Annotated in this window: 23 protein-coding genes, 2 tRNA genes and 2 pseudogenes; 12 read left to right on the top strand and 15 right to left on the bottom strand. The window is 41.6% G+C overall.

Annotated features, from left to right (window positions below):
• Positions 1 to 74 precede the first annotated feature (74 nt).
• Positions 75 to 4,349 (top strand): cobaltochelatase subunit CobN, encoded by a 4,275-nt coding sequence (gene cobN / locus CDC33_RS08500; protein ID WP_109008114.1) that lies wholly within the window; start codon positions 75 to 77, stop codon positions 4,347 to 4,349.
• 9 nt (positions 4,350 to 4,358) lie between these two features.
• Complete coding sequence (locus CDC33_RS08495; RefSeq protein ID WP_109008113.1) at positions 4,359 to 5,471, top strand: peptidoglycan-binding domain-containing protein; 1,113 nt, start codon at positions 4,359 to 4,361, stop codon at positions 5,469 to 5,471.
• A gap of 130 nt (positions 5,472 to 5,601) precedes the next feature.
• On the opposite strand, the gene CDC33_RS08490 is transcribed toward CDC33_RS08495, so the two are convergent.
• The 4 genes from CDC33_RS08490 to lipA all read right to left on the bottom strand — a co-directional run bounded on the left by CDC33_RS08490 (position 5,602) and on the right by lipA (position 10,697).
• Positions 5,602 to 6,057 carry a Fur family transcriptional regulator gene (locus CDC33_RS08490; protein WP_012407750.1) on the bottom strand — a complete coding sequence of 152 codons (456 nt, stop codon included), beginning with the start codon at positions 6,055 to 6,057 and terminating at the stop codon, positions 5,602 to 5,604.
• A 571-nt stretch (positions 6,058 to 6,628) separates the two neighbouring features.
• Positions 6,629 to 7,879 carry an RNA polymerase sigma factor SigC gene (gene sigC / locus CDC33_RS08485; RefSeq protein WP_100897260.1) on the bottom strand — a complete coding sequence of 417 codons (1,251 nt, stop codon included), beginning with the start codon at positions 7,877 to 7,879 and terminating at the stop codon, positions 6,629 to 6,631.
• A 791-nt stretch (positions 7,880 to 8,670) separates the two neighbouring features.
• The gene (locus tag CDC33_RS08480) at positions 8,671 to 9,600 is read right to left on the bottom strand and encodes an NAD(P)H-dependent glycerol-3-phosphate dehydrogenase (protein ID WP_109008112.1); all 930 of its coding nucleotides are present in this window, start codon (positions 9,598 to 9,600) and stop codon (positions 8,671 to 8,673) included.
• A gap of 218 nt (positions 9,601 to 9,818) precedes the next feature.
• On the bottom strand, positions 9,819 to 10,697 hold the full coding sequence (gene lipA, locus CDC33_RS08475; protein ID WP_109008111.1) for a lipoyl synthase: 879 nt from the start codon (positions 10,695 to 10,697) through the stop codon (positions 9,819 to 9,821).
• A gap of 138 nt (positions 10,698 to 10,835) precedes the next feature.
• Here lipA and CDC33_RS08470 point away from each other — a divergent pair.
• A tRNA-Pro gene (locus CDC33_RS08470) sits at positions 10,836 to 10,909 on the top strand.
• A gap of 64 nt (positions 10,910 to 10,973) precedes the next feature.
• On the opposite strand, the gene CDC33_RS08465 is transcribed toward CDC33_RS08470, so the two are convergent.
• Positions 10,974 to 11,756, bottom strand: a complete 783-nt coding sequence (locus tag CDC33_RS08465) for an ABC transporter permease (protein ID WP_109008110.1) — start codon at positions 11,754 to 11,756, stop codon at positions 10,974 to 10,976.
• Positions 11,757 to 11,905: 149 nt separating this feature from the next.
• On the opposite strand from CDC33_RS08465, the gene CDC33_RS08460 reads away from it, so the two are divergent.
• From CDC33_RS08460 to CDC33_RS08450, 3 genes are all read left to right on the top strand, one after another.
• Positions 11,906 to 12,511 carry a DedA family protein gene (locus tag CDC33_RS08460; protein ID WP_109008109.1) on the top strand — a complete coding sequence of 202 codons (606 nt, stop codon included), beginning with the start codon at positions 11,906 to 11,908 and terminating at the stop codon, positions 12,509 to 12,511.
• A 63-nt stretch (positions 12,512 to 12,574) separates the two neighbouring features.
• Positions 12,575 to 13,198, top strand: coding sequence for an exopolysaccharide biosynthesis protein (locus CDC33_RS08455; RefSeq protein ID WP_109008108.1), 624 nt, complete (start codon positions 12,575 to 12,577; stop codon positions 13,196 to 13,198).
• A 205-nt stretch (positions 13,199 to 13,403) separates the two neighbouring features.
• On the top strand, positions 13,404 to 13,994 hold the full coding sequence (locus CDC33_RS08450; protein WP_109008107.1) for a thioredoxin family protein: 591 nt from the start codon (positions 13,404 to 13,406) through the stop codon (positions 13,992 to 13,994).
• 22 nt (positions 13,995 to 14,016) lie between these two features.
• Here the strand turns inward: CDC33_RS08450 and CDC33_RS08445 are convergent, their stop codons facing one another.
• The 3 genes from CDC33_RS08445 to CDC33_RS08435 form a co-directional block, all read right to left on the bottom strand.
• Entirely contained in the window at positions 14,017 to 14,205 is a 189-nt protein-coding gene (locus CDC33_RS08445; protein WP_280524446.1) for a diguanylate cyclase domain-containing protein, read from the bottom strand.
• 22 nt (positions 14,206 to 14,227) lie between these two features.
• On the bottom strand, positions 14,228 to 14,632 hold the full coding sequence (locus tag CDC33_RS08440) for a hypothetical protein (RefSeq protein ID WP_219930004.1): 405 nt from the start codon (positions 14,630 to 14,632) through the stop codon (positions 14,228 to 14,230).
• 750 nt (positions 14,633 to 15,382) lie between these two features.
• Positions 15,383 to 16,561 (bottom strand): hypothetical protein, encoded by a 1,179-nt coding sequence (locus tag CDC33_RS08435; RefSeq protein ID WP_109008105.1) that lies wholly within the window; start codon positions 16,559 to 16,561, stop codon positions 15,383 to 15,385.
• 272 nt (positions 16,562 to 16,833) lie between these two features.
• On the opposite strand from CDC33_RS08435, the gene CDC33_RS08430 reads away from it, so the two are divergent.
• Both CDC33_RS08430 and CDC33_RS08425 read left to right on the top strand, forming a co-directional pair.
• Positions 16,834 to 17,184 carry an aminoglycoside adenylyltransferase domain-containing protein gene (locus CDC33_RS08430; protein WP_109008104.1) on the top strand — a complete coding sequence of 117 codons (351 nt, stop codon included), beginning with the start codon at positions 16,834 to 16,836 and terminating at the stop codon, positions 17,182 to 17,184.
• Positions 17,185 to 17,423: 239 nt separating this feature from the next.
• Entirely contained in the window at positions 17,424 to 18,566 is a 1,143-nt protein-coding gene (locus CDC33_RS08425) for a BMP family ABC transporter substrate-binding protein (RefSeq protein WP_109008103.1), read from the top strand.
• Between the two features lie 83 nt (positions 18,567 to 18,649).
• Here the strand turns inward: CDC33_RS08425 and CDC33_RS08420 are convergent, their stop codons facing one another.
• The 5 genes and pseudogenes from CDC33_RS08420 to tnpA (CDC33_RS08405) all read right to left on the bottom strand — a co-directional run.
• Positions 18,650 to 19,393: a cobalt-precorrin-6A reductase gene (locus tag CDC33_RS08420; RefSeq protein ID WP_109012498.1), complete on the bottom strand. Its 744-nt coding sequence runs from the start codon at positions 19,391 to 19,393 to the stop codon at positions 18,650 to 18,652.
• Positions 19,394 to 19,395: 2 nt separating this feature from the next.
• Positions 19,396 to 19,812: a DUF1636 domain-containing protein gene (locus CDC33_RS08415; RefSeq protein ID WP_109012497.1), complete on the bottom strand. Its 417-nt coding sequence runs from the start codon at positions 19,810 to 19,812 to the stop codon at positions 19,396 to 19,398.
• Between the two features lie 245 nt (positions 19,813 to 20,057).
• A pseudogene (tnpA, locus tag CDC33_RS08410) lies at positions 20,058 to 20,261 on the bottom strand (IS200/IS605 family transposase); the annotation flags it as partial.
• A complete protein-coding gene (locus CDC33_RS38470; RefSeq protein WP_181373935.1) occupies positions 20,257 to 20,400 on the bottom strand; it encodes a hypothetical protein in 144 nt (47 codons plus the stop codon). The pseudogene tnpA (CDC33_RS08410) and the gene CDC33_RS38470, both read right to left, overlap by 5 nt.
• Positions 20,401 to 20,419: 19 nt before the next feature.
• Positions 20,420 to 20,617, bottom strand: a pseudogene (tnpA, locus tag CDC33_RS08405) (IS200/IS605 family transposase); the annotation flags it as partial.
• Positions 20,618 to 20,722: 105 nt separating this feature from the next.
• Here tnpA (CDC33_RS08405) and CDC33_RS08400 point away from each other — a divergent pair.
• The 3 genes from CDC33_RS08400 (at position 20,723) to CDC33_RS08390 (ending at position 22,285) form a co-directional block, all read left to right on the top strand.
• The gene (locus CDC33_RS08400; protein WP_109008102.1) at positions 20,723 to 21,310 is read left to right on the top strand and encodes an RNA-guided endonuclease TnpB family protein; all 588 of its coding nucleotides are present in this window, start codon (positions 20,723 to 20,725) and stop codon (positions 21,308 to 21,310) included.
• Positions 21,311 to 21,425: 115 nt separating this feature from the next.
• Positions 21,426 to 21,499 (top strand) — tRNA-Val (locus CDC33_RS08395).
• A 207-nt stretch (positions 21,500 to 21,706) separates the two neighbouring features.
• Positions 21,707 to 22,285, top strand: a complete 579-nt coding sequence (locus CDC33_RS08390; RefSeq protein ID WP_109008101.1) for a Uma2 family endonuclease — start codon at positions 21,707 to 21,709, stop codon at positions 22,283 to 22,285.
• Between the two features lie 341 nt (positions 22,286 to 22,626).
• Here CDC33_RS08390 and CDC33_RS08385 read toward each other — a convergent pair whose 3' ends face one another.
• Complete coding sequence (locus CDC33_RS08385) at positions 22,627 to 22,836, bottom strand: hypothetical protein (protein WP_109008100.1); 210 nt, start codon at positions 22,834 to 22,836, stop codon at positions 22,627 to 22,629.
• Between the two features lie 168 nt (positions 22,837 to 23,004).
• Entirely contained in the window at positions 23,005 to 23,130 is a 126-nt protein-coding gene (locus CDC33_RS41165) for a hypothetical protein (RefSeq protein WP_280524399.1), read from the bottom strand.
• Positions 23,131 to 23,292: 162 nt separating this feature from the next.
• Here CDC33_RS41165 and CDC33_RS08380 point away from each other — a divergent pair, with 162 nt between their 5' ends.
• A complete protein-coding gene (locus CDC33_RS08380) occupies positions 23,293 to 24,927 on the top strand; it encodes a mechanosensitive ion channel family protein (RefSeq protein ID WP_109008099.1) in 1,635 nt (544 codons plus the stop codon).
• Positions 24,928 to 25,163: the final 236 nt, after the last annotated feature.

The following is a 25,163-nucleotide window of genomic DNA, read 5'->3' as shown; positions in this document are numbered from 1 at the left end:
GGGAGCTGAATGCAAGGAAAAAGTTTGTTTTGATTGTGCAATAACCATATAGTTTAAGACGGTAATACAGCATTATGCATCGTACAAGTAGCATATCGGGTGGATGGAATCAGTCAGAGGGCTTAATTTTTCTAGAACAAACTCCAGCGCCTTTCGTGTTGATTACGGCTGCTGATACCGACATTCAAACTTTGGCAGTTGCGGTGACAAAATTACCTACAAGCTTTCCTGCCTTAAGAGTCGCCAATCTCTTGCAGTTACAGCAACAGTTAAGCATAGATACTTATGGCGAGCAAGTTTTGGAACTTGCCCAAGTAATTATTTTGCGCCTGTTAGGAGGACGTTCCTACTGGAGTTATGGCTTAGAAGTAGTGCAAGAAATTGTACAACGTAATGGTAGAACCCTCATTGTAATGCCAGGGGACGACGCTTTTGATCCCGACTTAATTTCTCAGTCTACCGTGCCTCTGAGTATTGTTAATCAGGTATGGCAGTATTTCAGCGAAGGCGGCGTAGAAAATTTCGTTAATGCTCTGCAATTTATCTCTGATACTTGTCTGTTAACTGCATATAATCCGCCGTTACCCCGTCCAGTTGGGCGTGTGGGATTGTATGAATGGGGAGTGGGGAGTGGGGGAGCAGGGGAGGCAGGGGAGCAGAGGAGCAGGGGAGAGTTAGAACTGAATTCATCCACCTCAGAACTCCGTTCATCCACCTTGGAACTGAATTCATCCACCTCGGAACTCCGTTCATCCATCTCAGAACTGGATTCATCCACCTTGGAACTGGATTCATCCGCCTCAAAACTCCGTTCATCCACCTCAGAACTGGATTCATCCGCCTCAGAACCTCAAGGCTTCCAATGCCCAATGCCCCATGCTCAATGCCCCATTCCCAAAATCGGCATCCTTTTCTACCGCGCTCATTATCTGGCAGGAAACACTAAAGTAATTGATGCTTTATGCGAAGCTTTGGTACAGAAAAATTTACAACCAGTGCCAGTGTTTGTTTCCTCATTGCGTGAACCTGATGTGCAAGTTGAGTTGAGTGAATTTTTTCAACCCAAAGATGGCGAATCGATAGCTGTGCTGCTGAATACCACCAGTTTTTCTCTAGCACGCTTGGAAAGCGAAACACCCCAAACTGAACTATGGGAAAAATTAGATGTGCCTGTATTGCAAGTGATCCTCAGTGGCGGATCAATTGAGCAGTGGGAGTCACAGTTTCAAGGGCTTTCTCCCCGCGATATTGGGATGAATGTGGCGCTACCAGAAGTAGATGGGCGGATTATTACTCGTGCTGTGTCTTTTAAAGCCGTACAAACTCGTAATCCTCATCTAGAGACAGATGTGGTAATTTATGAACCAGTGAGCGATCGCATCGAGTTCGTTGCTAAACTAGCAGCAAATTGGGCGCGTCTACGTTCTAAACCACCCCAAGAACGGCGAATAGCCCTAATTTTGGCAAATTACCCCAACCGCAATGGCCGCCTCGCCAATGGTGTAGGACTCGACACCCCAGCTAGTTGTATAGAAATCCTGCAAGGTTTACATCAGGCTGGGTATGAAGTAGAAAACCCACCCTCTCAAGGAGACGAGTTGATTCAACGCCTGACAGATGGTGTAACCAACGATCCAGAAGGTAAAGAATGGCTTCCGGTACATCAAAGTGTCTCTTGGGAAGAATATCAAGAATATTTCGCTTCATTACCGCCAGCAGTTCAGCAAGGTATTAGTGAAAGGTGGGAAATAGGGCATGGGGCATGGGGCATGGGGCATGGGGAATGGGGAATGGGGAATGGGAACAAGGGGGATGAGGGAGATGAGGGAGATAAGGGAGACAAGAGGAATACCCAATACCCAATGCCCAATTCCCAATACCCAATTCCCAATACCCAATACCCAATGCCCAATGCCCAATGCCCAATACCCAATCCCCAATCCCCAATCCCCGTTCCCGGAATCCAACTCGGCAACGTTTTCGTGGGAATTCAGCCAGCAAGAGGTTATGATAATGACCCCAGTTTGAATTATCATGCGCCGGATTTAGAACCAACCCATGCTTATTTAGCTTTCTACTATTGGGTAAGAGAATGTTTTGGTGCTGATGCTGTAGTTCATGTGGGAAAACACGGAAATTTAGAATGGCTACCGGGTAAAAGTGTGGCTTTATCGAGTAATTGTTATCCAGAAGTGGCTTTTGGCGCACTTCCCCACCTATACCCGTTTATTGTGAATGATCCTGGTGAAGGTTCCCAAGCTAAACGTCGCGCTCAAGCGGTGATTATAGATCACCTAACGCCGCCAATGACTCGTGCGGAACTCTACGGTTCTTTGCAGCAGTTAGAAAATTTAATTGATGAGTATTATGAAGCAGACAGTTTAGATCCTTCGCGTTTGCCAGTGATTCGCGATCGCATCCACGAACTGGTGATCAAAGAAAATCTTCATTTAGATTTAGGAATCCAAAATGAAACAGAAATTTTTAAGTCTGTTAGCGCAGCGTTAGCTCATCCTGGAGCGTCATCCTTAATTTTGAATTCCATCGGTGGCTATCTTTGTGAATTGAAAGAAGCCCAAATCCGTGACGGGTTACACATTTTTGGGCAATGTCCCCAAGGAAGGCAGCTACGAGATTTAATAGTAGCGATCGCCCGCATCCCCAATCGCCATTCTTCAGGTATTACCCGCGCCATAGCTCAAGATTGGGGACTAGATTTCGATCCCCTCACAGCCGATTTGTCAATGCCTAGCGGTGAATACTCAATAGTTAATGCCACAGAATGCCGTACCCTCGGTGATATCGTCGAAGTTTTAGAAGAACACGCCGCCCTCCTAGTAGAACAACTAATAAATCAAAATTCTTCTTGTAGAGACGCGATTCATCGCGTCTTTGCTGCGGAGGGAAACGCAATTCATCGCGTTTCTACGTGGATACGCGATCGCCTCCTTCCCGCCCTACAAAAAACCCCCCAAGAAATCACCCATTTATTACACGGACTCGATGGCGGTTACGTCCCCAGCGCCCCATCTGGCGCACCCACACGCGGCCGCCCAGAAGTTCTACCAACAGGGAGAAACTTTTATTCTGTCGATATTCGCGCCATTCCCACAGAAACAGCTTGGGATATCGGTAGAAAAGCCGCCGAAACCCTCGTTGAATATTACACACAAGAACATGGTGAGTATCCCAAAACACTAGGCTTATCACTGTGGGGAACAGCCACCATGAGAACAGGCGGTGATGATATAGCCGAAGCCTTGGCTTTACTGGGAGTCCAACCTGTCTGGGATGGTGCAGCACGGCGAGTAGTGGATTTTGAAATTTTGCCCTTGGCGATTTTGGGGCGTCCCCGTGTAGATGTCACCTTGCGAATTTCGGGATTCTTCCGCGATGCTTTTCCTAACTTAATTGATTTATTTGCTCAAGCAGTATCAGCAGTAGCAGACTTGGATGAACCACCAGAACAAAATCCTTTAGCGGATGCAGTTCGCCAAGAAACTGATTTGTGGACAAGCCAAGGATTAAGTGTAGAAGAAGCAGTGGTGCGATCGCGCTATCGCATCTTCGGTTCTCGCCCAGGTGCTTACGGCGCAGGACTCCAAGGATTAATCGAATCACAAAACTGGACAGATGACGAAGATTTAGCCCGCGCCTACATCAACTGGAGTTCTTACGCCTACTCTTCAGGAAGCAGCGCAGGGGAAGCAGGGGAGGATAAAATCTCCAATACCCCATGCCCAATCCCCAATGCCCCATGCCCAATTCCCAATACTGAAGCCTTCAAACAACGCTTATCCCAAATGCAAGTTGTCCTGCATAATCAAGATAATCGTGAACACGATCTACTAGATTCTGATGATTATTACCAATTTCAGGGTGGCTTAACTGCGGCGGTACGTTCTCTACAGGGGAAAAATCCCGAAACTTATTTTGGTGATAATTCTATACCCGCTAATCCACGAGTCCGCCAACTCAAAGAAGAAATTGCCAGGGTGTATCGTTCTCGCGTAGTTAATCCCAAGTGGATTGCGGGAGTCATGCGCCACGGTTACAAAGGAGCCTTTGAAATGGCAGCAACAGTAGATTTTTTATTCGCCTACGATGCCACAGCTAAATGTGTCGAAGATTACATGTATCAAGGTATAGTAGAAGCATACCTGCTCGATCCAGTAGTCTCGGAATTTATTCAAGAAAAGAACCCTTATGCACTGCGCGATATTGCAGAAAAATTATTAGAAGCACACAAGCGCAATTTGTGGGAGGATGTAAATATAGGAACATTAGAAGCTTTGAGGAACCTAGTACATCAAGCTGAAGCAGTGATCGAAGAAAAATCAATGGTGTAGGAAACAAATATGGAAAATCTTGCGTATTTGCACCTAGCTTTCGCCTACGAAGACAGCACACCCAGTGAATTGGTCTCCCTCAGTTCCTTGTTTAAGGACGCAGCTGCACCAGACTGGAAACGGCTTTCAGGTAGGGCTTGGAAGTATATGTTGCCCCTTGCTCTGTCTTTATCTATTCTTGGCGCCCTTACCAGCGTCATGGCACTGGAAAAAGGCGATCAAGGCCCTTCCGTCAGAAATTTACAACAAAAGTTGAAAACAGCAGGTTTTTACCAATCTTCTGTTACCCAAGTATATGACGCATCCACACAAGAAGCTGTGCGGCGCTTTCAAAAGGCCGCTGGTTTACCAGTGGACGGCATTGTTGGAGCAAACACCCTGCAAAAATTAGAAACTTGGCAAGCGAAAAAAACTACTGCTGTAAGAAGCACGCAAGCCAAAAAGCCCAATACTACTAGTTCAGCTAGTTCAGCAACTAGCCAACGCCGTAATTCCAACTACCTTGCGAAAGGGGCTGAAGGTGAAGATGTCAGAGCTTTGCAAGAACGCTTAAGAATTGCAGGCTTTTATTACGGAAACGCCACAGGAATATTTGGCCCAATTACCGAAGAAGCTGTCAAGCGATTTCAAGATTCTTACAAATTAAGCGTTGACGGTATTGTTGGCCCAGCAACATTAGCTAAATTGCCGGGAGTTGGCATTGGTGATGGAGAAGAGGCTCCCACAAAGGTAGTCAATCGAAATAAATTTCGTGTAGGCGATCGCGGCGAGCCAGTTAGAGTACTTCAAGAACAGTTAATCCAGGCAGGATACTTAGAGGGAGAGCCAAATGGCTACTATGGCCCTTACACTGCCGATGCTGTACGGAGATTCCAAGCAGATAATTACTTGTCAGCAAGTGGTGTTGCTGGCCCAACTACGCGAGCTAAGTTATATAGCTCAGTTAATACTACTAGCAAAAGCGAATTTAATACCTTAGAAATCCAAACGCGACTACGGGAGCGGGGTTTTTATAAAGGCAAGCTGAACGGTGTAATGGCAGCTGACACCAAAAAAGCAATTAAACAAGCCCAAGAATTCTACGGCATCAGTCTCAAGGATCTTAAGAGCGGACGCTTTTAACATCCGCTTTGGCGTTGTTAGTATCAGTCCCCAACTGGTTGCTTGCCTCCAGTAACAACAAATTACGAACTGCTCAAAATACCATTTATTTGGTTAATTTGAGTAGTTTTGTTTTTTATCTACCCAAGTGCTAAAGCGGCATCAGTGCCCGTTGGCACTTGGGACACACTGCATGAATAGTCATTTGACAGTCCAGTAGGTGAAAACCTTCTTTTTGAGCAGTTTTCGACCCAATTTTTAAAATTGAGTCATTTTTAAACTCAATAGTAGAATTGCATCTAACACAAATTAAGTGATGGTGGTGATGGGGATAGGGCTGGTTGATTTCATAATGCTTATGTCCCTCACCCAGTTCTAGTTCCCGTAAAATTCCCATTCTTGCCATCAACTTCAAAGTCCGATAAATAGTTGACAGACTGATCCCTTCACCATCAGTTTCTAGCCGATGATAAAGATCCTCCGCACTCAGATGCTCACCTTGCGGAAGTTCTTGAAAAATGTGTAAAATTGTTTCGCGCTGGGGAGTTAGTCGCCAGCCTCGTTCGTTCAGTTCTGCCTTGAGTGAAGTAGTTGTGTAGACAGTCATACTAATATTTCTCAACAAAGCTCGTTAGTTGAGAATATAACAAATCTTGGGAGCAATTTGCAACAAACATTGCCTATTGAGAATTCTTACTAAATATTTAAGAACAATTCATCAAATCTTGAGCAAAAATCAAGTAATAAGCTGTAGTGCATTTAATTTGCATACAGCTAATAATTAGGATACTTGTAACGATTGCATCCCTTGACTTTGAATTTTGTATAAGTTAATTTTGAATTGTGCAGTTGATCCCCACCTTCAAGATATTTGAGCAAAGGTCTGGGGAAAGTCTTGTACAATTAAATGCAAATAATTTGCTACAAGCCTCTAAAAGGCTTTTGAGCAGCGATTTTAAATTTTGGATTTTGGATTTTAGATTAAAATAATTTTTGGTTCATGCCCCGTCCCTTATGTACAGAACCAATCTAAAATCCTTGACCTAAGTAACCTTGTAGGCAAAGTCAATCCAAAATTGCAAATCTGAAATTGTTTAACTTGAGTCTCAAATTAGTCCTTTGTCGGTAGTCATTTGTCAAATGTAGTTTTCTAATGACAAATGACTAATGACAAATCACTAACTTAAAGATTCCAAATAGTCGCGGATGAGGTTGCGACGCTTGGGTTGGCGTAGCTTTTGCAAAGCCTTGGATTCTATTTGTCTAACTCGTTCCCGTGATAAATCGAGAGCGCGGCCAATTTCTGCTAATGAGTAAGGATGACCATCTGCCAAACCAAAGCGCATCAAAATTACATCGCGTTCTCGGCTAGTCAAATCTGACAGAAGATGATGCAAATCTCTTTGTAAAGATTCTCGCATTAACATTTCTTCTGGAGTTACACTGTCAGTTTCGAGTAATTCGCCTAATTCAGTGTCTTTATCCTTACCTACTTTGGTTTCCAAAGAAACGGAGCGAGGAACCCGCAACAAAACTTCTCGTACTTGGGTCGGTGTCATCTCTAACTCAGTTGCTAAATCTTCTAGAGTAGGGGTGCGACCTTTTTCTTGAGCAATTTTGCGTTGGGCCTTTTTGATTTTGTTTAACTTTTCGGTAATATGGACAGGGAGGCGGATGGTGCGACTAGAAGTAGCGATCGCCCGTGTAATTCCCTGACGAATCCACCAGTAAGCATAAGTACTGAAGCGATAACCCTTAGTGGGATCAAATTTTTCTACAGCCCGCTCCAAACCAAGTGTGCCTTCTTGGACTAAATCTAACAATTCCAAACCGCGATTTTGATACTTCTTAGCAACAGACACAACTAAGCGGAGATTCGCCTTAATCATGTGTTCTTTTGCTTGGAGTCCTTGGGACTGAACTTGCTCCAACTCTTCTACAGTCAACTTGGCGATTTCAGCCCAGCGACGTTTGCCTTCTGCCAAAGTCGGTCTAAGATCCGATAAAACTATATCAGCAGTAGCAGCCCATCTTTCCAAAGACGGCCGATGTCCTAGTTCGGAAGTAAGACGTTCTTGAACTTCAATTAACCGAAGATAGGGCGTAATCACTTCATCCCCTTCCTTGGCGGCCTTAGCAAGTACTATCCGCATCCGCAAGTAACGCTGGACTTTTTGAGCTTCTGAAACCTCTTCATCCCGCCCTAACAAGCGAACCCGACCAATTTCTTGAAGATATAAACGTACTAGGTCTGTACTCCGACGGTTAGTGTTAGCAGCAAAGTTAGCATTGTCAGCAGAGGCTATCTCTAGCTCCTGTAGGTCATCTACCGATAACTCACTTTCGTCAACCGTGAGATCCGAGTCCAAAGCCTGGCTAGACTTTTTGGTGTTGTAGGGGGCATCTGCATAAAAAGATGTTGCTGGCATAAAGATCGTCTCAATGGCTCCAGGTAACAATAGATTTCGGTCAGCTTAGATTACGGTCAGCTATTCAACTGTTGCTATTGTTCCCGTGATTTACGATGAACTAACATAGTTGAACGTTGCATTACAGTTTTTTTTTGAAATTAACTGTAATGGTTTTATTGGATACAGCAATACTGAACTTAATCAGCTGATAAACTTTTGATTAAACCAATAGCTATTCAAATCGGCAGCTAGGTTTTCAATATTTCAACTACTTAGTTAACATTTCAACCTTGATGGTTTTTAGTAGTAACTTTTTTAACACAGTATAAACATCCTTAAGTGAATGTCATCTTTATAATTGGCATAGTCACATTTACATGGCTACAAAAGTAATATCCTGACGATTTAGCAATTTTTTCTCAGGATTATTCAGGTATAAGTAGAGCTAATAGATATTCAAGAAGTGATTAGTATTAACGGCAAAAATTCTCTCGACACGGAAATAGAAAACGTTAGGAAGTTATTAAATACTCTCTTCTGTCCCCGCATCCTTTTGCATATTAGCCTTAACCTGCCAATTTCAAGACAGACTACTGTCCATGAAGCTAACGAAAGCCTGGTATGTAGTAAGCACTTCAGTGCTTAATATAAGGACTAAAGTCCTTACTACAAACTTAGTTACCCAGCATGGTTGACTTCTAACTAGTACAACACAGCGTAAATAAACCACCCATGCCAAATCAACGAAACTCTTACGCTGTATTGATTTTGACTTTTGACTTTTAACTTTTGGTTTCCGCTTTGCGGTACTAGTAGTTGTACTCTGGCTTGATATCTCGCAACATCAGTTCATCAAGCGCTTGTCGAGGTGTAACTTCACCCTGAAGTAAACGATAAACTTGCTCAGTGATTGGAACAGGAATATTTTCTTGCTTGGCTCGTTGCATCAAAACCCGGCAAGTGTTCACTCCTTCAGCAGTTCCTTGTAAATTTGCGAGAGTTTCTGTAAGTGACTTACCGCCAGCTAGCTGATAGCCGACTTGGTAATTGCGACTTAAGGGACTATTACAGGTTGCTAATAAATCTCCTAGACCTGATAAACCATAAAATGTTTCTGTCTTCGCACCCCAATTGTTGCCGATGCGAACCATTTCTGTAAGTCCACGGGTGACTAAAGCAGCTTTGGCGTTGGTTCCTAGTTGTAAACCATCGCACACACCGGCTGCGATCGCAATCACATTTTTCAGTGTTCCCCCCAATTCCACACCCAAAGGATCGGGATTGGTGTATACCCGAAAACGCCCAGAAGAAAACACTAACTGCACTACTTCCGCAGCCGTGGGAATATTACTGGCTACCACTGTTGCTGCTGGTAATTCCATTTGAATTTCTTTAGATAAATTAGGCCCAGACAAAACAACTACTGCATGGTTAGGGAATGCTGTTTGCCAAATTTGCGACGGCGTGCAGGTGGTTTGAGGGTCTAAGCCTTTCGTCGCTGTGACAAAAATTGTCTCTGGAGAAAGGGGGAAAGACTGGACTTGAGAAGCAACATCCCTCACGCCAATCATTGAGATAGCGGATAGGACGATTTGGACATCTTTTAAAACTGCTTGGATAGTTTGCGAACCTTGACGCGACCACACGCGCACCTGATGACCATTTGCTGCGGCGAGATTTGCCAGAGATGCACCCCAAGCACCCGCACCAAGAATTGCTACAGTTTTTGGATCAGTCATTAATCAAAAGTCTCCCCATCACCGAATTTTAGATTTTAAATTTTGGATTTTGGAATTAATAGGACTTACGCAAAAATTGCTAAAAAGCTTAATTTCTCGAACCGCCAAGACGCCAAGAGCGCCGAGAATTCGTAGAGTGTGCGTAAGTCCTAATTAAATAACTCAAAATCCAAAATTTAAAAAGGTCTGAATGCGAAACGCAAGAACAAATCTAATATCTAAAATTGGCTGCGGGGATAACGTTGCATTAATTCCCTAACTTGTTCTGCATGATATGAGCTTCTTGTCAATGGTGAAGAAACAACTTGTAAAAATCCGATTTCTTCGCCGAATGCCTTCCAAGCAGCAAATTGTTCTGGATTGATAAATTCATTTACTTGCAAATGTTTTTGACTGGGTTGGAGGTATTGCCCAATTGTCAAAATGTCGCAATTTACGGCTCGCAAGTCTTGCATGACCTGGCGAATTTCGGCATCAGTTTCACCAAGTCCAACCATGATACCAGATTTGGTGTATGTGGTAGGAGAAACTTGGCGAGAGCGGTGCAATAATTCTAAAGTGCGATCGTAGTTTCCTTGGGGACGCACCCGCCGATATAGGCGTGGAACAGTTTCTGTATTATGGTTTAATACCTCTGGCGCAGCTTGTAGAATCAACTCTAGAGCATTCCAATTACCGCACAAGTCAGGAATTAGTACCTCAATTGTAGTGTTGGGTGAAACAGTGCGAACCGCATTAATACAGGCTATAAACTGAGACGCACCACCATCTGGCAAGTCATCTCGATTTACAGAAGTGATCACAACATGATTAAGTTTCATGCGGCGAACAGCTTCTGCTAGTCGTTCAGGTTCCGTGGGGTCTAGTGGTTTGGGTTTTTTCTCAAAATCAATATCGCAGTAGGGACAAGCGCGTGTACAAGCCGGGCCCATAATTAAAAATGTGGCAGTCCCAGCATTGAAGCATTCACCAATATTCGGACAGGATGCTTCCTCACAAACTGTATTGAGGGCTAAATCCCGCAAAATATCTTTAACGTTACCGATGCGCTCACGCCCAGGTGCTTTTACCCGCAACCAGTCTGGTTTTACAGTCACAATCCGCTTTTACCACTAGAGTTATACAAATTTAATCGTAGCAAGCAAAGCCTTGGGTGAAGTGATCATATATATAGATGTAATTCTGTTGTTGGGCACGCGTTGTGATATTGTTAATTTATAATGGTATTTTTATGCCGGGATGTGGCGCAGCTTGGTAGCGCACTTCGTTCGGGACGAAGGGGCCGCTGGTTCGAATCCAGTCATCCCGATGTAGATGTAGAGCGACAAATAATTTGTCGCTTTACATTAGTTGAAAGGCGTTGCTGTAGCTCTCTAACTCGAAGCACTAGTATAAAACCTCAATGCAAATCGCCAAAACCAAGTGGAAGCGAAAAACAACGCTACTGCTAATATTGCCGCACCTATCAACCAGCTAATTTCACTACGTCCCAGTAGCGCTTGGGCTGGTACAGTAGTTAAAAAAGCTACTGGCATTACAAAGGTGAAGAAAAAACGGTAAGCATTAGGATATGCTGCGATGGGATATCGTCCAGCTTCTAACAAACCACGTAGTACTTCGGTAACGTTGTATATTTTGACGAACCAGATACTCATCGCTCCGAGCATAAACCACAGGCTGTACAGAATCACAAAGCTGAACAATAACGGCAGCACACCAAGTAGATAGTCATCTATTCCTACACCAAGGCGTTTGCCTGCGTAGCCAATTATAATACTACCAAAAATTATATCTGGTAGTCCCCAAGGTGAAAGGGTATGGGTGGAAAGCCAAAACTGACTGCGGATAGGTTTTAATAATATAAAGTCTAAAGTGCCTTCTTGGACATGGCGGACTATGCGATTCAAGTTCGACGCCAGAAAAGTAGCAGAAAATCCTTGTAGTAAGGTAAAAATTCCTAGAACTACTAAGGCTGCGTCCCATGACCAGCCACTAAAAGTATAACCTTTCCGGTAAAACAAGAATAATCCAAAGAGGCTACCCGCTAAATTTCCCAAGCTGCTGAGGGTAGCTATGAAAAAGTTAATCCGATATTCCAACTCAGCTGCGATCGCAGCACTCCAAAATAGTCTTAGTACTTTCAAATATCTTTGCATCTTGCACACCTAACCCAAAATGTACCATCTGTCACTAGATTTCCAAAGATTACACAATAACTTTACTTAAATTTAATATTACTTTTTATTCAGGAAAATTTCTAAACGTTAAGATGTTGTGGATCTATTGTTGAAAGCTCAAAAATTCTATGCATCTGGATTTACCACAACTGATTAAATCGCTCGGCTATTTTGGCGTATGGGCGATTGTCTTTGCTGAATCTGGCTTGTTAATTGGTTTTTTCCTACCTGGGGATAGTTTATTGTTTACTGCTGGATTTGTGGCATCTCAGAATTTACTGAACATTTGGGTTCTAATTTTTGGTGCTTTTGTTTGTGCAGTCTTAGGTGATAATGTTGGTTATTTTACTGGACATAAATTTGGCAGGAGGCTATTTCAGAAAGAAGATTCATGGTTGTTTCACAAAAAACATCTTGTTAAAACCCAAAACTTTTATGAACAGCACGGTAAAAAAACAGTTGTTTTAGCACGTTTTTTACCCATTGTACGGACTTTCGCACCGATTGTGGCTGGGATTGGTGCGATGCATTATCGCACATTTATGTCTTATAACTTAATCGGTGGCTTTCTTTGGACATTCGGCATCACTATATTAGGGTTTTTCTTAGGAAAATCTCTACCACCTGAACAGGTAGATAAATATTTATTACCGATTATTGGATTAATTATAATTATTTCTTTAGTGCCATCGATTATCCATTTAATACAAGAAAATAGATCAAAAAAAAGTTGAAATATTTTTTGTATTTTGTGTAAATCTATATTTTTACTAAATTTTGCTAAATATTGGTGATATATGGCTAGACTATCTAACGAATTGGAACGCTATTTTTTTGAGGAAGAACGGCCCTCGAAAGTAACTTTGCCAGAGATTTTATCATTAGCAAAAGAAAGAATTTTTGGATTTTTGTTGGTTATCCTGTCTTTACCTTCAGCTTTGCCAGTTCCAGCACCGGGATACTCAGTTCCTTTCGGCATCCTGATTTTTTTATTAGCGATACAGCTAATCACAGGTACTAAAACCCCTTGGCTACCCAAGCGGATGATGAATTATCCTATTCAACTTACAACAGTTCAGAAGTTTTTGAAGGCAGGGATTCCCTGGTTAAAAAGAATTGAAGCGATCGCTCGTCCTCGTCTAAGCTATATCTGTACTACTTTACCTGGTAGAGTGACCATTGGTATAGCGATCGCTTTGATGGCAATTTCCATGATGATTCCGATTCCAGGAACTAATACCCTGCCAGCTATGGGAGTTTTTGTAACTAGCTTTGGCTTATCGGAAGATGATGGTGCTATTAGCTTGGGTGGTTTAGTGATGTGTGTGATGGGGGCAGTTTTGACTACTTCCATACTATTGGCATTGATTTGGGGCGGTTCCAGTCTTCTTGACATTATCAAGACTTGGTTAGGCCGTTAAATAGCAACGCTATAACTGTCTCTCAATTGCCACGACTGTTTAGCTGGGAAGTAAAATCAGACTCTGACCTTAGCTAGGAATTAATCGCAGAATTAGCCATTTTTATTTGTAGTACCCATTTTCAAGATTAAATTACGTATTTAAGAGCTGCTGGAGTCAGCTAAACTGAAGAAGAAATTGCTTAATAAGTTTTAATAATTTTGTTATGAGTACTGATTCACCTGTTAATTCTCCCGATAAGTCTGAATCCAACTTAGGCAAGCGTTTGAGAAACTTTTTAATTGTAATGGTAGCGATCGCTCTTAGCGTTGCTCTCGTCTTGGGCTTGCGAACCGAAACAACCTCGGCAACTCTAGCTAAGTTAAGTGATACGTCCACACCGTTAGAAGTAGCAATCAGCAACGGCAAACCATCTCTAGTAGAGTTTTATGCTGATTGGTGTACTGTCTGTCAGAAAATGGCACCAGATATCACTCAACTGGAAACAGAGTATGCTGACAAGATGAATTTTGTGATGCTGAATGTGGATAACACTAAGTGGCTACCAGAGATGTTGAAATATCGGGTAGATGGGATTCCCCATTTTGTATTTTTGAGTCAGCAAGGGGAAACCATAGCCCAAGCGATCGGCGATCAACCCCGGACAATTATGGCTAGCAATTTAGAAGCTTTGGTTAATGGTTCGTCTCTTCCCTATGCTCAAGCTAGCGGCAAAGTTTCCAAATTTTCAGCCCCAGTAGCACCAACGGCTAATCAAGATGATCCTCGCAGTCATGGCAGCCAAGTAGTAAATTAGCACTTTGGAGGCATAGTTCCCTTCAGGCAATCGATTGCTGCTTGAGACGCTTATGAGCGTACATTAATTCGTCAGACTTGGCGATTAGTTGTTCTAGTGACATATTGCTTTCTGCTGAGTAACGCTCTATCCCGATACTCATCGAAAGTTCATAGTTACGGTTTTGCTGTTGATTAAAGTTGGCGATATTTGTTTGCAAATACTCTTGGATACTGTCAGCGTCCTTAAAGTAGCTAGCGATCGTCCTTGATGGCGTTGGGAACCACTAATATATGATCTGGTTGAAGAATGGCATGGGAGCAAAAAGCCCACTCTCTGGGTGTTTCCCTAGCTTTTAGTCCAACCTTAGATTTAAACCATTGGCGATCGGCATCAACTAAGCTAATTAAAGCTATTGGAGTCTTACAAATATAAGCAGCAAGAGCAGTTAGGTCATCAAATGCTTCTTCAGGTAAGGTATCCAAAATATTGTAGCCTGCTAATACTTTGAGCCTTTCTGCTTCGTTGTCAGGTAGAGGAACAGCTTGCGTTTTCACAGATGAGTGTCTAAACCTTAGCCACGAATGTCTGGTACGCTGGAAATTTTGCAACAACCGCAGGATTACCTTTCCAGCATAAAGGCTGCGTGATAGAAACATCTCTGCAACAAAAATCAACATTCGGTTGAATATACAGAAATATTGTATAGGAATCCGGTTTGATTTCTGAAAATATACGTAGGATGTGTTAGCACAGAGAGTACGGCATCAAACTCGTGTTCATAGTGCGTTACGAACTCCGTTCTAACACACTCTACAATACTTAATTTCGTTCAAAAATCAAATAGTAATCCTATATTACATGATGTTCTTCATGGCTTTGGTTTGCTCTATTGTTCATGTGACTCTAACTTTCACTGTGCAAATTCCCTGAGTATTTAGATGCTTACAAGGTTTTTTGCCCAAAGCCAGGTTGAAAATAATCAATATAAACTAAAAATTATCAAAACTTATTATACTGTCAAGTTACTAGTTAAAAGTTGACTTTTTAATACTGCTATTTTATGTATATCCACAGAAATTCCGAGAGATGGCTTTAAACTCTCGGAAGGTTAAAGGGGATCTAAAGACGAATAAGAAATGGTTTACAGAAATCTAAGTGAACCACTTCTTAGTTTATCTAAAGTCGAATAAAGAAGTAAGAAATTATGAGTGTTCCAAATGTTTCCATTGGAAATAATTTCAAAGTGAACCTACGCTGCTAACGACCAAGCCTGACGACACACACCGCTTACGCGAATTTACGAGATGAGGAGTAAGAGTTATCCCGTCCTGTTACCAAAAATGGCATATCCCTTTGTAAAAATTCTCTATAGCTATGCCTGCGGTATTCTTGTTGCCATCGGTCTGTTAAAACTTAATAAAATAAGTATTTGTTGGTAGGCTTTGGGGGATTCCGGAATTTGTAGACAAATCATTAACTTTACCTGTTTTGAGCACAGCAAACTTATTATTAAATAGCAAGACTTCACCATTACCAGGCGTTATCCAAGCTTTGCGACTCTTAAGATTATTCGGAAAAACTAAAAAACTTGCATCGCCACGGTAAGGTGCAATCAGTTTACCTAAGAATGTTTGGCTATCTCTATTGGGAATTGCGTAAGCAGCACTAGAACCAACAAAAATATCAGTGCCATCTGAGTAAATAGTTTTAGGGAAATTGCTATTGCCGTCTCCCAATCCTCCTGTTGAAGGAAGTCTTGTGATACTTAGTTGTCCACGTTCAACAGAGAATGAAGTTAAATCAACAACTCCTGTATAAACTTTTGTCTCATCACGAGTTTGGGCAGCATTAGTATATTTATCTGTAGTGATCAAAGTTTGTGTTAAGAGGTCTTTACCATTCCACCTAAAGATTGAATTACCCCCGTAGACTGAACCAAGTACGTAGAGTTTATCCCCAGAGATGTGTAATCTGTTGAGTCGAGTATCTGCCATGTTGTCAACAAGACTGGCAGGACTGTAACCCCAAAGCTTACCTTGGTTCTTTCCTTGCAAATTTGGCAAACCAAATATACTTGTGCCATTAAAACCCATTCGGTAAAGAAAAGCAATTTGTACTGGAATGCCTAACCGCTTTTGTTGCTGAAAACCACTAAGGTAGAGATACTTGTTTTTGTACTCAAAATCCATTACCTCAGTTACTTCAAAGCTACGTTTAGCTTTAAAGTTGAGGCTGGTATCATATATCGATAGAGTATTTACAGACTGGTGAATAATCAAGCCATCTAAAAACTTAACTCTTGTTCTTGATGATACAGGACTGTTAACTATTTTTTGGGTAGTTCCATCATTTTTTATTTTTACTAATCCTGTTGGAACAGCGAGAACATAAGTCTTGCCGTCAATAGCTGCACAGTCACGAGCATCCTGATAAGAGTTTGGAATTAGTTTTTTCCTCCCATCAGCTTCTACTTCCCATACACCCTCAGTATTAATGACCGCAATTTTGCTGCCGTTGACACAAGCTGCTATTGGAGATGGAATATTAAGATATGTGGCGATCGCGGGGCTAGAATAACTAAACATTGTTATGCCTCTATCTTTTTATTGTTGTTTGATTTAACCTCACATCACTATAGACCACGTAATAAAAAGCTTCCACAATCTGTACCCGGTTTCTACCTGACTTTTCATATTATTTGGAAAAGCTAACAATAGACCTAACCCCCTTCCCTACCTTCGCGTAGCGGCACGAAGTGCGGGAAGGGGGAAAATTTTTTAAAGTCTCTCTCCTTTTAGGAGCTACGGTGTACACACAAGTGCTTTCGTCCAGAACACAAGTGCTTTTGCAAAGCAAAATGAAGGAAAATCTCAACAGCTATTGGGTGAGTTGGACGCGATCGCCAAGTAAAGTAGCATATTTATTAACAGATAGTGGTATTCAGTGGGCTGTGCTTGGCGTTCTGCGTCTGTTTTACGCGTTGAGAGAGCATGAAATCCTCTCCAAAACGGAGGCTGGTCGATATGCATTGGTGCATCTTCCACCAAAGTGGCATCAACTTATTCAAGAGGCAATTAACCTCCGTGAAATTCGGCATGGTTCCTTTTATCGCAGCAAAGTGAGCCGGGCTGTTGAAGCAGTACGCTTCTTACGGTATGTAATTAATGTATGTAACGAACAGGCATCTTCAAGGGAAAACGGCGTTTAAAATGTTACTGCCTGATTTTAAGAGATAGAAATTCACAATTTTATTAGTGGCGAAACTCTTTCTGAAGCTCAAGCTTGATAGCCTTCAACCACAATTCTTTAAGCAATAGTTTGCACGCGTCTATGAACTTGCGCCAGCCTCAGATACAGTTAAAATTAAGTAAATAGCTAATCTAAACCGTGTCCGCCATTACCAGCAATCATAGAAATCTTTTTAACAGGTAAACCTATTAATAAAATATGGATCGTCGGAATTTTCTAAAGTATGTCACTTTAGCAGGATCTAGCTTTACCTTAACTAGTTGCATTCAAGGCAAAAATTCCAAATTGCAGGGTGAGGTATCTCCCTCAGCGTCCCCTGTGGCAGTAAATGAACCTTTGAAAGTGGGATTTGTTTATGCCGGCCCTGTGGGTGATTTTGGCTGGACTTATGCCCATGATTTAGGTCGTAGAGACATGGAAGCCAATCTTCAAGATAAGGTAAAAACTACCTTTGTGGAAAATGTCAACGAAGGTGCTGATGCCCAACAGGTGATTCGGCAACTCGCATTAGATGGTAATAAGTTGATTTTTACAACTTCCTTAGGGTACATGAACCCAACAATTAAAGTTGCCAAGGATTTTAGTGATGTTGTCTTTGAACACTGTAGAGGATACAAACGTACTGGCAATGTCGGCACTTATCTGGGACGCGTTGAAGAACCGCGTTACTTAACCGGCATGATTGCTGGCAAGATGACAAAATCAAATGTAGTTGGTTTTATTGGCGCATACCCAATTCCAGAAGTAATTCGGGGAATCAGTGCATTCACTCAAGGAGTAAGGCTAACAAATCCCCAAGCAAAAGTTAAGGTACTTTGGGTACAAAGTTGGTACGATCCAGCTAAAGAAAGAGAAGCGGCTCAAGCTTTGGTCAATTTGGGTGCGGATGTACTGACACAGCATACCGATTCTGGTGCTGTTGTTCAATTGGCACAGGAGAAAGGCATTTATGCTTTTGGCTACAACACTGATATGAGTAAGTTTGGTCAAAAAGCCCACCTAACATCAGCTATTAATAAATGGGGCAAATTCTATACAGATAAAGCTTTGGCTGTAATGAATAATACTTGGAAATCTCAAGAGGTTTGGGATGGAATTGGTCAAGGAATGGTGGATATTTCCCCAATGAATCAGGAAATTCCAGGGGATGTGCAACAACTGGTAAATGCGAAGCGCGATGAGTTTATTCAGGGTACTGCACATCCTTTTGATGGCCCGGTGAAAGATCAAAAAGGGGTGGTGCGAGTACCAAAAGGTAAGGTTTTGGATGATCAGAAACAACTGGTGATGGATTGGTATGTTGAGGGAATTGAAGGGTCAATTCCTAAGAGCAAAGCCTAGCACTGTTAAACAATACTAGGATTTCTTTTTTGAATTTTGTTGGAATACAATTATGCGTGACTTTTGACTTCTACCTTGCTGCACTAGTCGCGCAACTTGTCAAATAGCCATGCCAAAGCACCATCAACATCAGTAACTTGCTCTCCTGGTGGTATAGCTGGACGACTTACCATAACAACCTTTACGCCCAGTTCTCGCGCTGCAATAATCTTGGGCTTTGTTGCATCGCCACCGCTATTTTTGCTTACTATGGTGTCAATCTTGTTATGAATCAGGATTTGCCTTTCATTATTGAGGGTAAAAGGCCCGCGATCGCACAATATCATTCCCGGTGGCACTAAAGCATCATTGGTAGGAGGATCAATCATCCGCATCAGAAACCAAATTTTATCTAGGTGAGCAAAGGCGGCGAGTTCTTGCCTGCCAACTGTTAAAAATACTCGCTGTGCCTGGTTTGCTACAGATGCGGCGGCGGCTTCAACGCTGTCAACTTCAATCCAGCGATCGCCACTTTCTTTTTCCCAAGGCGGACGTATTAACATCAGACGGGGTACTCCGACTTCGCTTGCAGCATCCCCCGCATTAAAAGAAATCTGAGTAGCAAAAGGATGGGTTGCATCAATCAATAAGTCGATTTGCATGGCTCGCAAATAGCTAGCCAATCCAGCCACACCACCAAAGCCTCCAACCCGTAAATCGCCTAACGGTACTGATGGTTCACGGGTGCGCCCAGCTAGAGACGTGATTGCTTCTAAACCTTGGATAGTCGCCACTTTGGCAGCTAGTTCTGCGGCATCTCCTGTACCACCCAGAATCAAAACGCGCATCATTAAGATAAAGGTGGAATTTTTGCTAAAATGCCTTTTTTTAACGCTTCTGGACGCTCTGACCAAGGGAGTAAACCATCTGCTTTGGCATAGTATTGACTAGCACATTCTAGTACCGCAGATGCACTACCATCAACAGCTAAATCACCAAATAAATATGTTAATTTGCCTTTAGCAGCAAAGGCAACTACACAGGAACGATTACAAGCACTCATGCATTCAACTTCCTGAATTGGGAATTCATCTCGTAAGTCCCAATCTTGTGCAAGCTGCTGAAGTTGAGATAGAAGTTTTTCACCGCCACTTTCACCTAAGCGTTTTCCATCTTGCCAAACGCTAGCACAAGTTTTGCAAACAAATAAAGTATGGTCAGCAACACCCAAGGGACTAGTCGGGGAAATATTTACAGTAGTAGTCATCTGTACCTCGCAGATATGTGGAACTGATAAATCTATTTCGGCGGGCATCCTGACTCACTCTATTTGGGATTTTAGATTACATCTCAAATTAGTTTACAGTTGCTCCCAAGCGCCGGATTTGCACCGAACTTTAAGAGTTACCTTTGGTAGCTGCTCCCCACCAGAACCGAATAACCTTATCGATCATACACCCTACTCGAATGGGACTTCGCTTATCGAAAAAGTGGGTTTAAAACCCCGTCGTTCTACGACGGCTTTTCTTGATTCTGAATGTATTTTTTAAGGACTTCAAGTGGCGCTCCCCCGACAGAAGATACAAAGTAACTAGGACTCCATAGGGCTTGCTTCCCGTAGGGTTTGGCGAATCCAGCTTGACCATACCTGCGGCTAGACACACCTTTTAACGCATTAACAATTTGAGATATTGAAAGTTTTGGTGGGAACTCAATTACAGTGGGGAGCAACGCGATTTTGTGAGGTGCTAAAATCTGGGACGTATATAGCTTGTTTCAGGATGCGATCGCAACTAAAAAACCAGATTTTGTTGAGAATATAGGGGTGTAATTGAGAACTAAACCCCGATCTCACTTTTTCGCGTTGCTCCCATTACAGTGTGAATGTGGTCTGACTCTCCGTTAAATTCAAGTATTTGAAAATCCATTTTTTTAGCTACTTCTACAAATGATTTGTGGATTAGTTCAAGACTTTCGTTAGTAAAAATCTTTCTTCTGTACTTAGTGACGCAGACCAAGTGCATTTTTAAGTCTGAAACACTATGCCTTTCATGTCTTAAACCACTTGCCATCCTGACCTGACCCTTCGGGTTCGCAGTCGCTACAAGTCGGGGAACCCGCCCAACGCGCTGCTCACCAATGTAGAATATTTTAACAGACCAATCTTAGCATAAAACATGAAAGCTAGATATCAGTATAGATTTTACCCAACAGACCAACAGCAACAGAGTTTAGCTCGGTTGTTTGGTTGTGTTAGGGTTGTCTGGAATAGACAACAAAAGGATTCCAAACGCAGAAATAAAAATAGACTGCGGATAGCCAAACATCACAACCGAATTACAGATACCCGAAAAGATTTTCTGCACAAACTATCAACTAAAGTAGTTAGTGAGAACCAAACTATTGTTTTGGAAGATTTGAATGTGTCAGGGATGGTGAAAAACCGTAAGCTGGCAAGGGTGATTAGTCTGCAAGGTTGGCGAGAATTTCGGGTATTGTGTGAGGCTAAATCTGAAAAATTTAGTCGAGATTTCAGGGTAATTAACAGATGGGAACCCACTAGCCAAACCTGCTCTTGCTGTGGGTATCGCTGGGGTAAAATCGACCTTTCTATTCGCTCAATACTTTGCTTGAGTTGCAATACTGAGCAAGAAAGAGATGAAAACGCTTCCAGAAATATAGAAATGGTCGGCATGGGGCATCGGCACGACCTTAAACGGACGGGGAGTGACTGTAAGACTGTAACGGACTGCAAGTTACTGTGAACTGTCAAGTGTTTCCCCGACGTTCAACGTCGGTGAGTATGTCAAAAGATGGATTTACACCTTTATCTTGCTTTATCAAGAAAGTATGTGTTATTGTTGATAATCGTGTAGTTAAGGACGTATAGCTCAGTTGGTTAGAGCGCTACGTTGACATCGTAGAGGTCACTGGTTCGAATCCAGTTACGTCCATTTTTTTTGTTGTACACTGACTAATTATTTGTCATTGTAGAAGTAAGCAAGCTGCTGAAATCACAGGCTGCACTTTGCGCCAGTTCCAATACTGCGAGAAAAGGGCGCATTTGTTGAGTAAATTCCTAAAGTAGAGGTAGAGGCTAAATCTTCCCTATTAGCAGCGCATGGGTTTGATCCAACTAGGATTTTTGTGGAGCGCAATTAATTATGACTGTAACCTTACAATTACCTCCTAATCTGCAATTTACTGATGAGGAATTTGCACAAATTGTCGCTGTGAATAAAGAATTACGGCTAGAGTTAACTGCTGAAGGGGAATTAATTATCATGTCACCCACTGGGGGAGAAACGGGAAACCGTAATTTTGATTTATTAGGTCAGATATGGTTTTGGAGCAATCAAAATAAGCTCGGAAAAGCTTTCGATTCTTCTACTGGATTTAAACTGCCAAATGGGGCAACTCGTTCACCTGATGCTTCTTGGGTAAGGATACAAAGATGGGATGCTCTTACCCTAGAACAAAGAAAAAAATTTATCCCTTTGTGTCCTGATTTTGCAGTGGAATTAGTTTCTGAAACTGATGATGTGGAAGAGACTAAAGCCAAAATGGCAGAATACTTAGCAAATGGCTTACAACTAGGTTGGTTAATTAATCCTAAAGATAAACAAGTCATAATTTATCGCCCAAATCTTGCACCAGAGGTTTTACAATCTCCCACAAGTTTATCGGGTGAAGATGTTCTCACTGGTTTTGTTTTAAATTTACAGCAGATTTTTACATAGATGCATGAGTTTGGCGTATAATTTCACGGCTTCAATTAGCGTTAATTTGTCACGACGACAGTTAATTAGTCACTGTACACATCTCTTAAACTAAATAGCGTTGCCCAATCAGCACCCTGTGATTGTACAACGTCTAATTTCAAACCCTGTCAAAGAATTGTTATTTGTCTGTGAGTTAGTGAAAGCCTCAAAAAGCTTTTCGTATAAGTTGTTTTACTGCTCTAAATTAACTCTACAAATCTACTCAATTCATTCTTCTTTAGAGATAAATGTTTAAGGCTTAGTTCACCTTGAGATATATAACTAAAGTCACAATTTTTACTAAATCTCCTTATTCACTTCTACAAATGAGAATTGAGTCGTTGTAGACGTTGACGCTGTTTTGACCAGTGCTGACAAACTTCTGTAGCCAAATGCTTTTCTTCTGCTGTTAATAGCTCATCAGGTTTGCCAGAAGCCAATATTTTAGCTGCTCTTGCAGCCAAGTTGTAGTTCACACCGTGTTTGACTAATTGTGTATGAAAAAATTCTTCTAAGTTTTGGACTGACATAAAAACTCTCCTTTAATCAAGTTGTCATATTCGATTAGGGTATTAAAATTTCATAAATAAAATTATGTAACCGCAATTACTGAGAATTATTACAAATGTTTCACCTGACTGGCTTCTCTCGGAAGATGTATGAGTAATTATACCTTTTAAATCCCAGTAGAGGGAAAGTCATAGATCCTGCTGCCGGGAAAGAGTGTAGGCGCAGGCATCGCCAAGGCACCGGAATGGATGGCTTGCCGAGGGAGCGATCGCAACAATCACAAATGCATCAAGAGCATTGCTTGTCTGTGGCACTGCAACAATGCATAAATGCTTCCTTGGCTTGTCGCCAGTTAACAGTTATATAACTCTAAATCAAATTCTTTCTATTGGTTTTATTTTATGGTAAAAAATTGATTGTGACAAAATTTAGTTAATATTAATTAGCTTGGCTAAAATTATCTTATTAAAATCACAATGCGTTCTTCTCACCGTTTGCGACTATCATCAAAATATTTCAATATTATCATTGCAGTACTAACTTTTGTTTTGTTTATCTGGTTAACTCCTGTCGTTGCTCAAACACCCTCTAAAGCTCCGGTTATTTTAGATGGGCAAGAGCTTTTTAAGATCAGCGATTCTGGTCGATATAGCGCTCAAGAACGAACAAAATCAATCAACTTACAACTAAAAAATGCGATTCAAACTTCTGAATCTGTTCAAGTTAAAATTGAAAAACGTAACCAGCTACCTACTATTTTGCTAAATGACCGCTATTTGTTAACAGTTACAGAACAAGATACTGTTCCAGGTAGCACAGTTGATGAGCAGGCAAGGATTTGGGGGCAGCAAATTGAAGAAGCGCTACAGCAAGCTCGCTTAGAGCGAACTAAAACCTATCTCCAACAAACAACTTTTGTAGCTGTAGCAATTTTACTCATCACTGCCGGATTCACTTGGCTATTAGGATGGATTAAGCATTACTTTTTCCGAGTAGCATCACAACGCTTAACTACTCCTAACAATGAGATACCAAATTCGGAACTACTAAAATTATTGGAGTTATTTTTCAAATTAGTGTTGGCGAGTATGCGTATTGCACTTTGGATAAGTGCGATTCTTTATATCACTAATCTCTTTCCTTTCACTCGTCAATGGAGCTACCAAATTTCAAATATCCTGATCACCAGTTTCACCTCACCTATTCTGACATTAGGCAAGAATCCTTACTCTCTTACTGAATTAATAATTTTAATTGGTTTGTTGTTCGGCTTAGTTATATTTGCTGGAACTTTAACCAATTTTTTACGTTCTCGCATTCTATCTTTTACTGGAATCAATCGTGGCGCTCAAGAAGCCATAGTAATACTTTTTAAATATGGTCTGATTTTTATTGGCACACTAGTACTGCTACAAATTTGGGGGCTTGACATTAGCTCTTTGACAATTTTAGCAAGTGCTTTAAGCGTTGGAATTGGCTTTGGTTTACAGGATATTGCAAAGAATTTTGGCAGTGGTTTAGTACTAGTATTTGAGCGTCCAATTCAGGTTGGAGATTTTGTAGAAGTTGGGGAATATACAGGTACTGTCGAGCGAATAGGTGGCAGAAGTACCGAGATTCGGACTCTTGACCACGTTTCAATTATTGTACCTAACTCTCGCTTTTTGGAAAAAGAAGTAATCAACTGGAGCCACCGTAACCCGATTTCTCGGCTTCATCTCCCCGTTGGCGTTGCTTATAGTTCAGATCCCAAAGTTGTGCAAGCTGCTTTGTTAGAAGCAGCCTCTAAGCATCCCAATGTATTACAGGCTCCTTCTCCTCTAGTACTGTTTAAAGAGTTTGGCGACAACAGCTTAAATTTTGAGTTATTAGTATGGACTGCGGAACCTAATAAACAATTCTTACTCAAAAGTGATTTATACTACAATATCTACGAATCATTAGAGCAAAGACAAATTGAAATCCCCTTCCCTCAGTTAGATTTACATCTGCGTTCTGGCACGTTGGAATTTACGCCAGAAATACAGTTAGCCTTAATACAAATGTTTGAACGATTGTCAAACAATAAACAACGCATAGATCCAATCAAGCCAAGTCAAAATCAAACGTAAATTCGGATGCTTGGCTTGCTCTAAGAAAGTTGTTTGTGTCATAATTACTTAAATTCGAGCGATTTTAAGTAGTATTTCAAAAATGACCAAAAGACCTGAATTTGAGGTCGGATGCTGAGGCAGAAAAGAAAGTAGGGTTTAGGCTACAAGTAGTTGCGATCGCTTAACTCCGATGAAAGCATCTCAATGCAGAAACATTAGTTTTTCGCAGGATGGGATTCAGTAGTAGTAAAGTG

The sequence above is a fragment of the Nostoc commune NIES-4072 genome, from assembly GCF_003113895.1.
In the GTDB taxonomy this organism is placed as follows: Bacteria; Cyanobacteriota; Cyanobacteriia; order Cyanobacteriales; family Nostocaceae; genus Nostoc; species Nostoc commune.
Note: the sequence above shows the minus strand (reverse complement) of the source record. Positions and strands in the feature narration are given on the sequence as shown.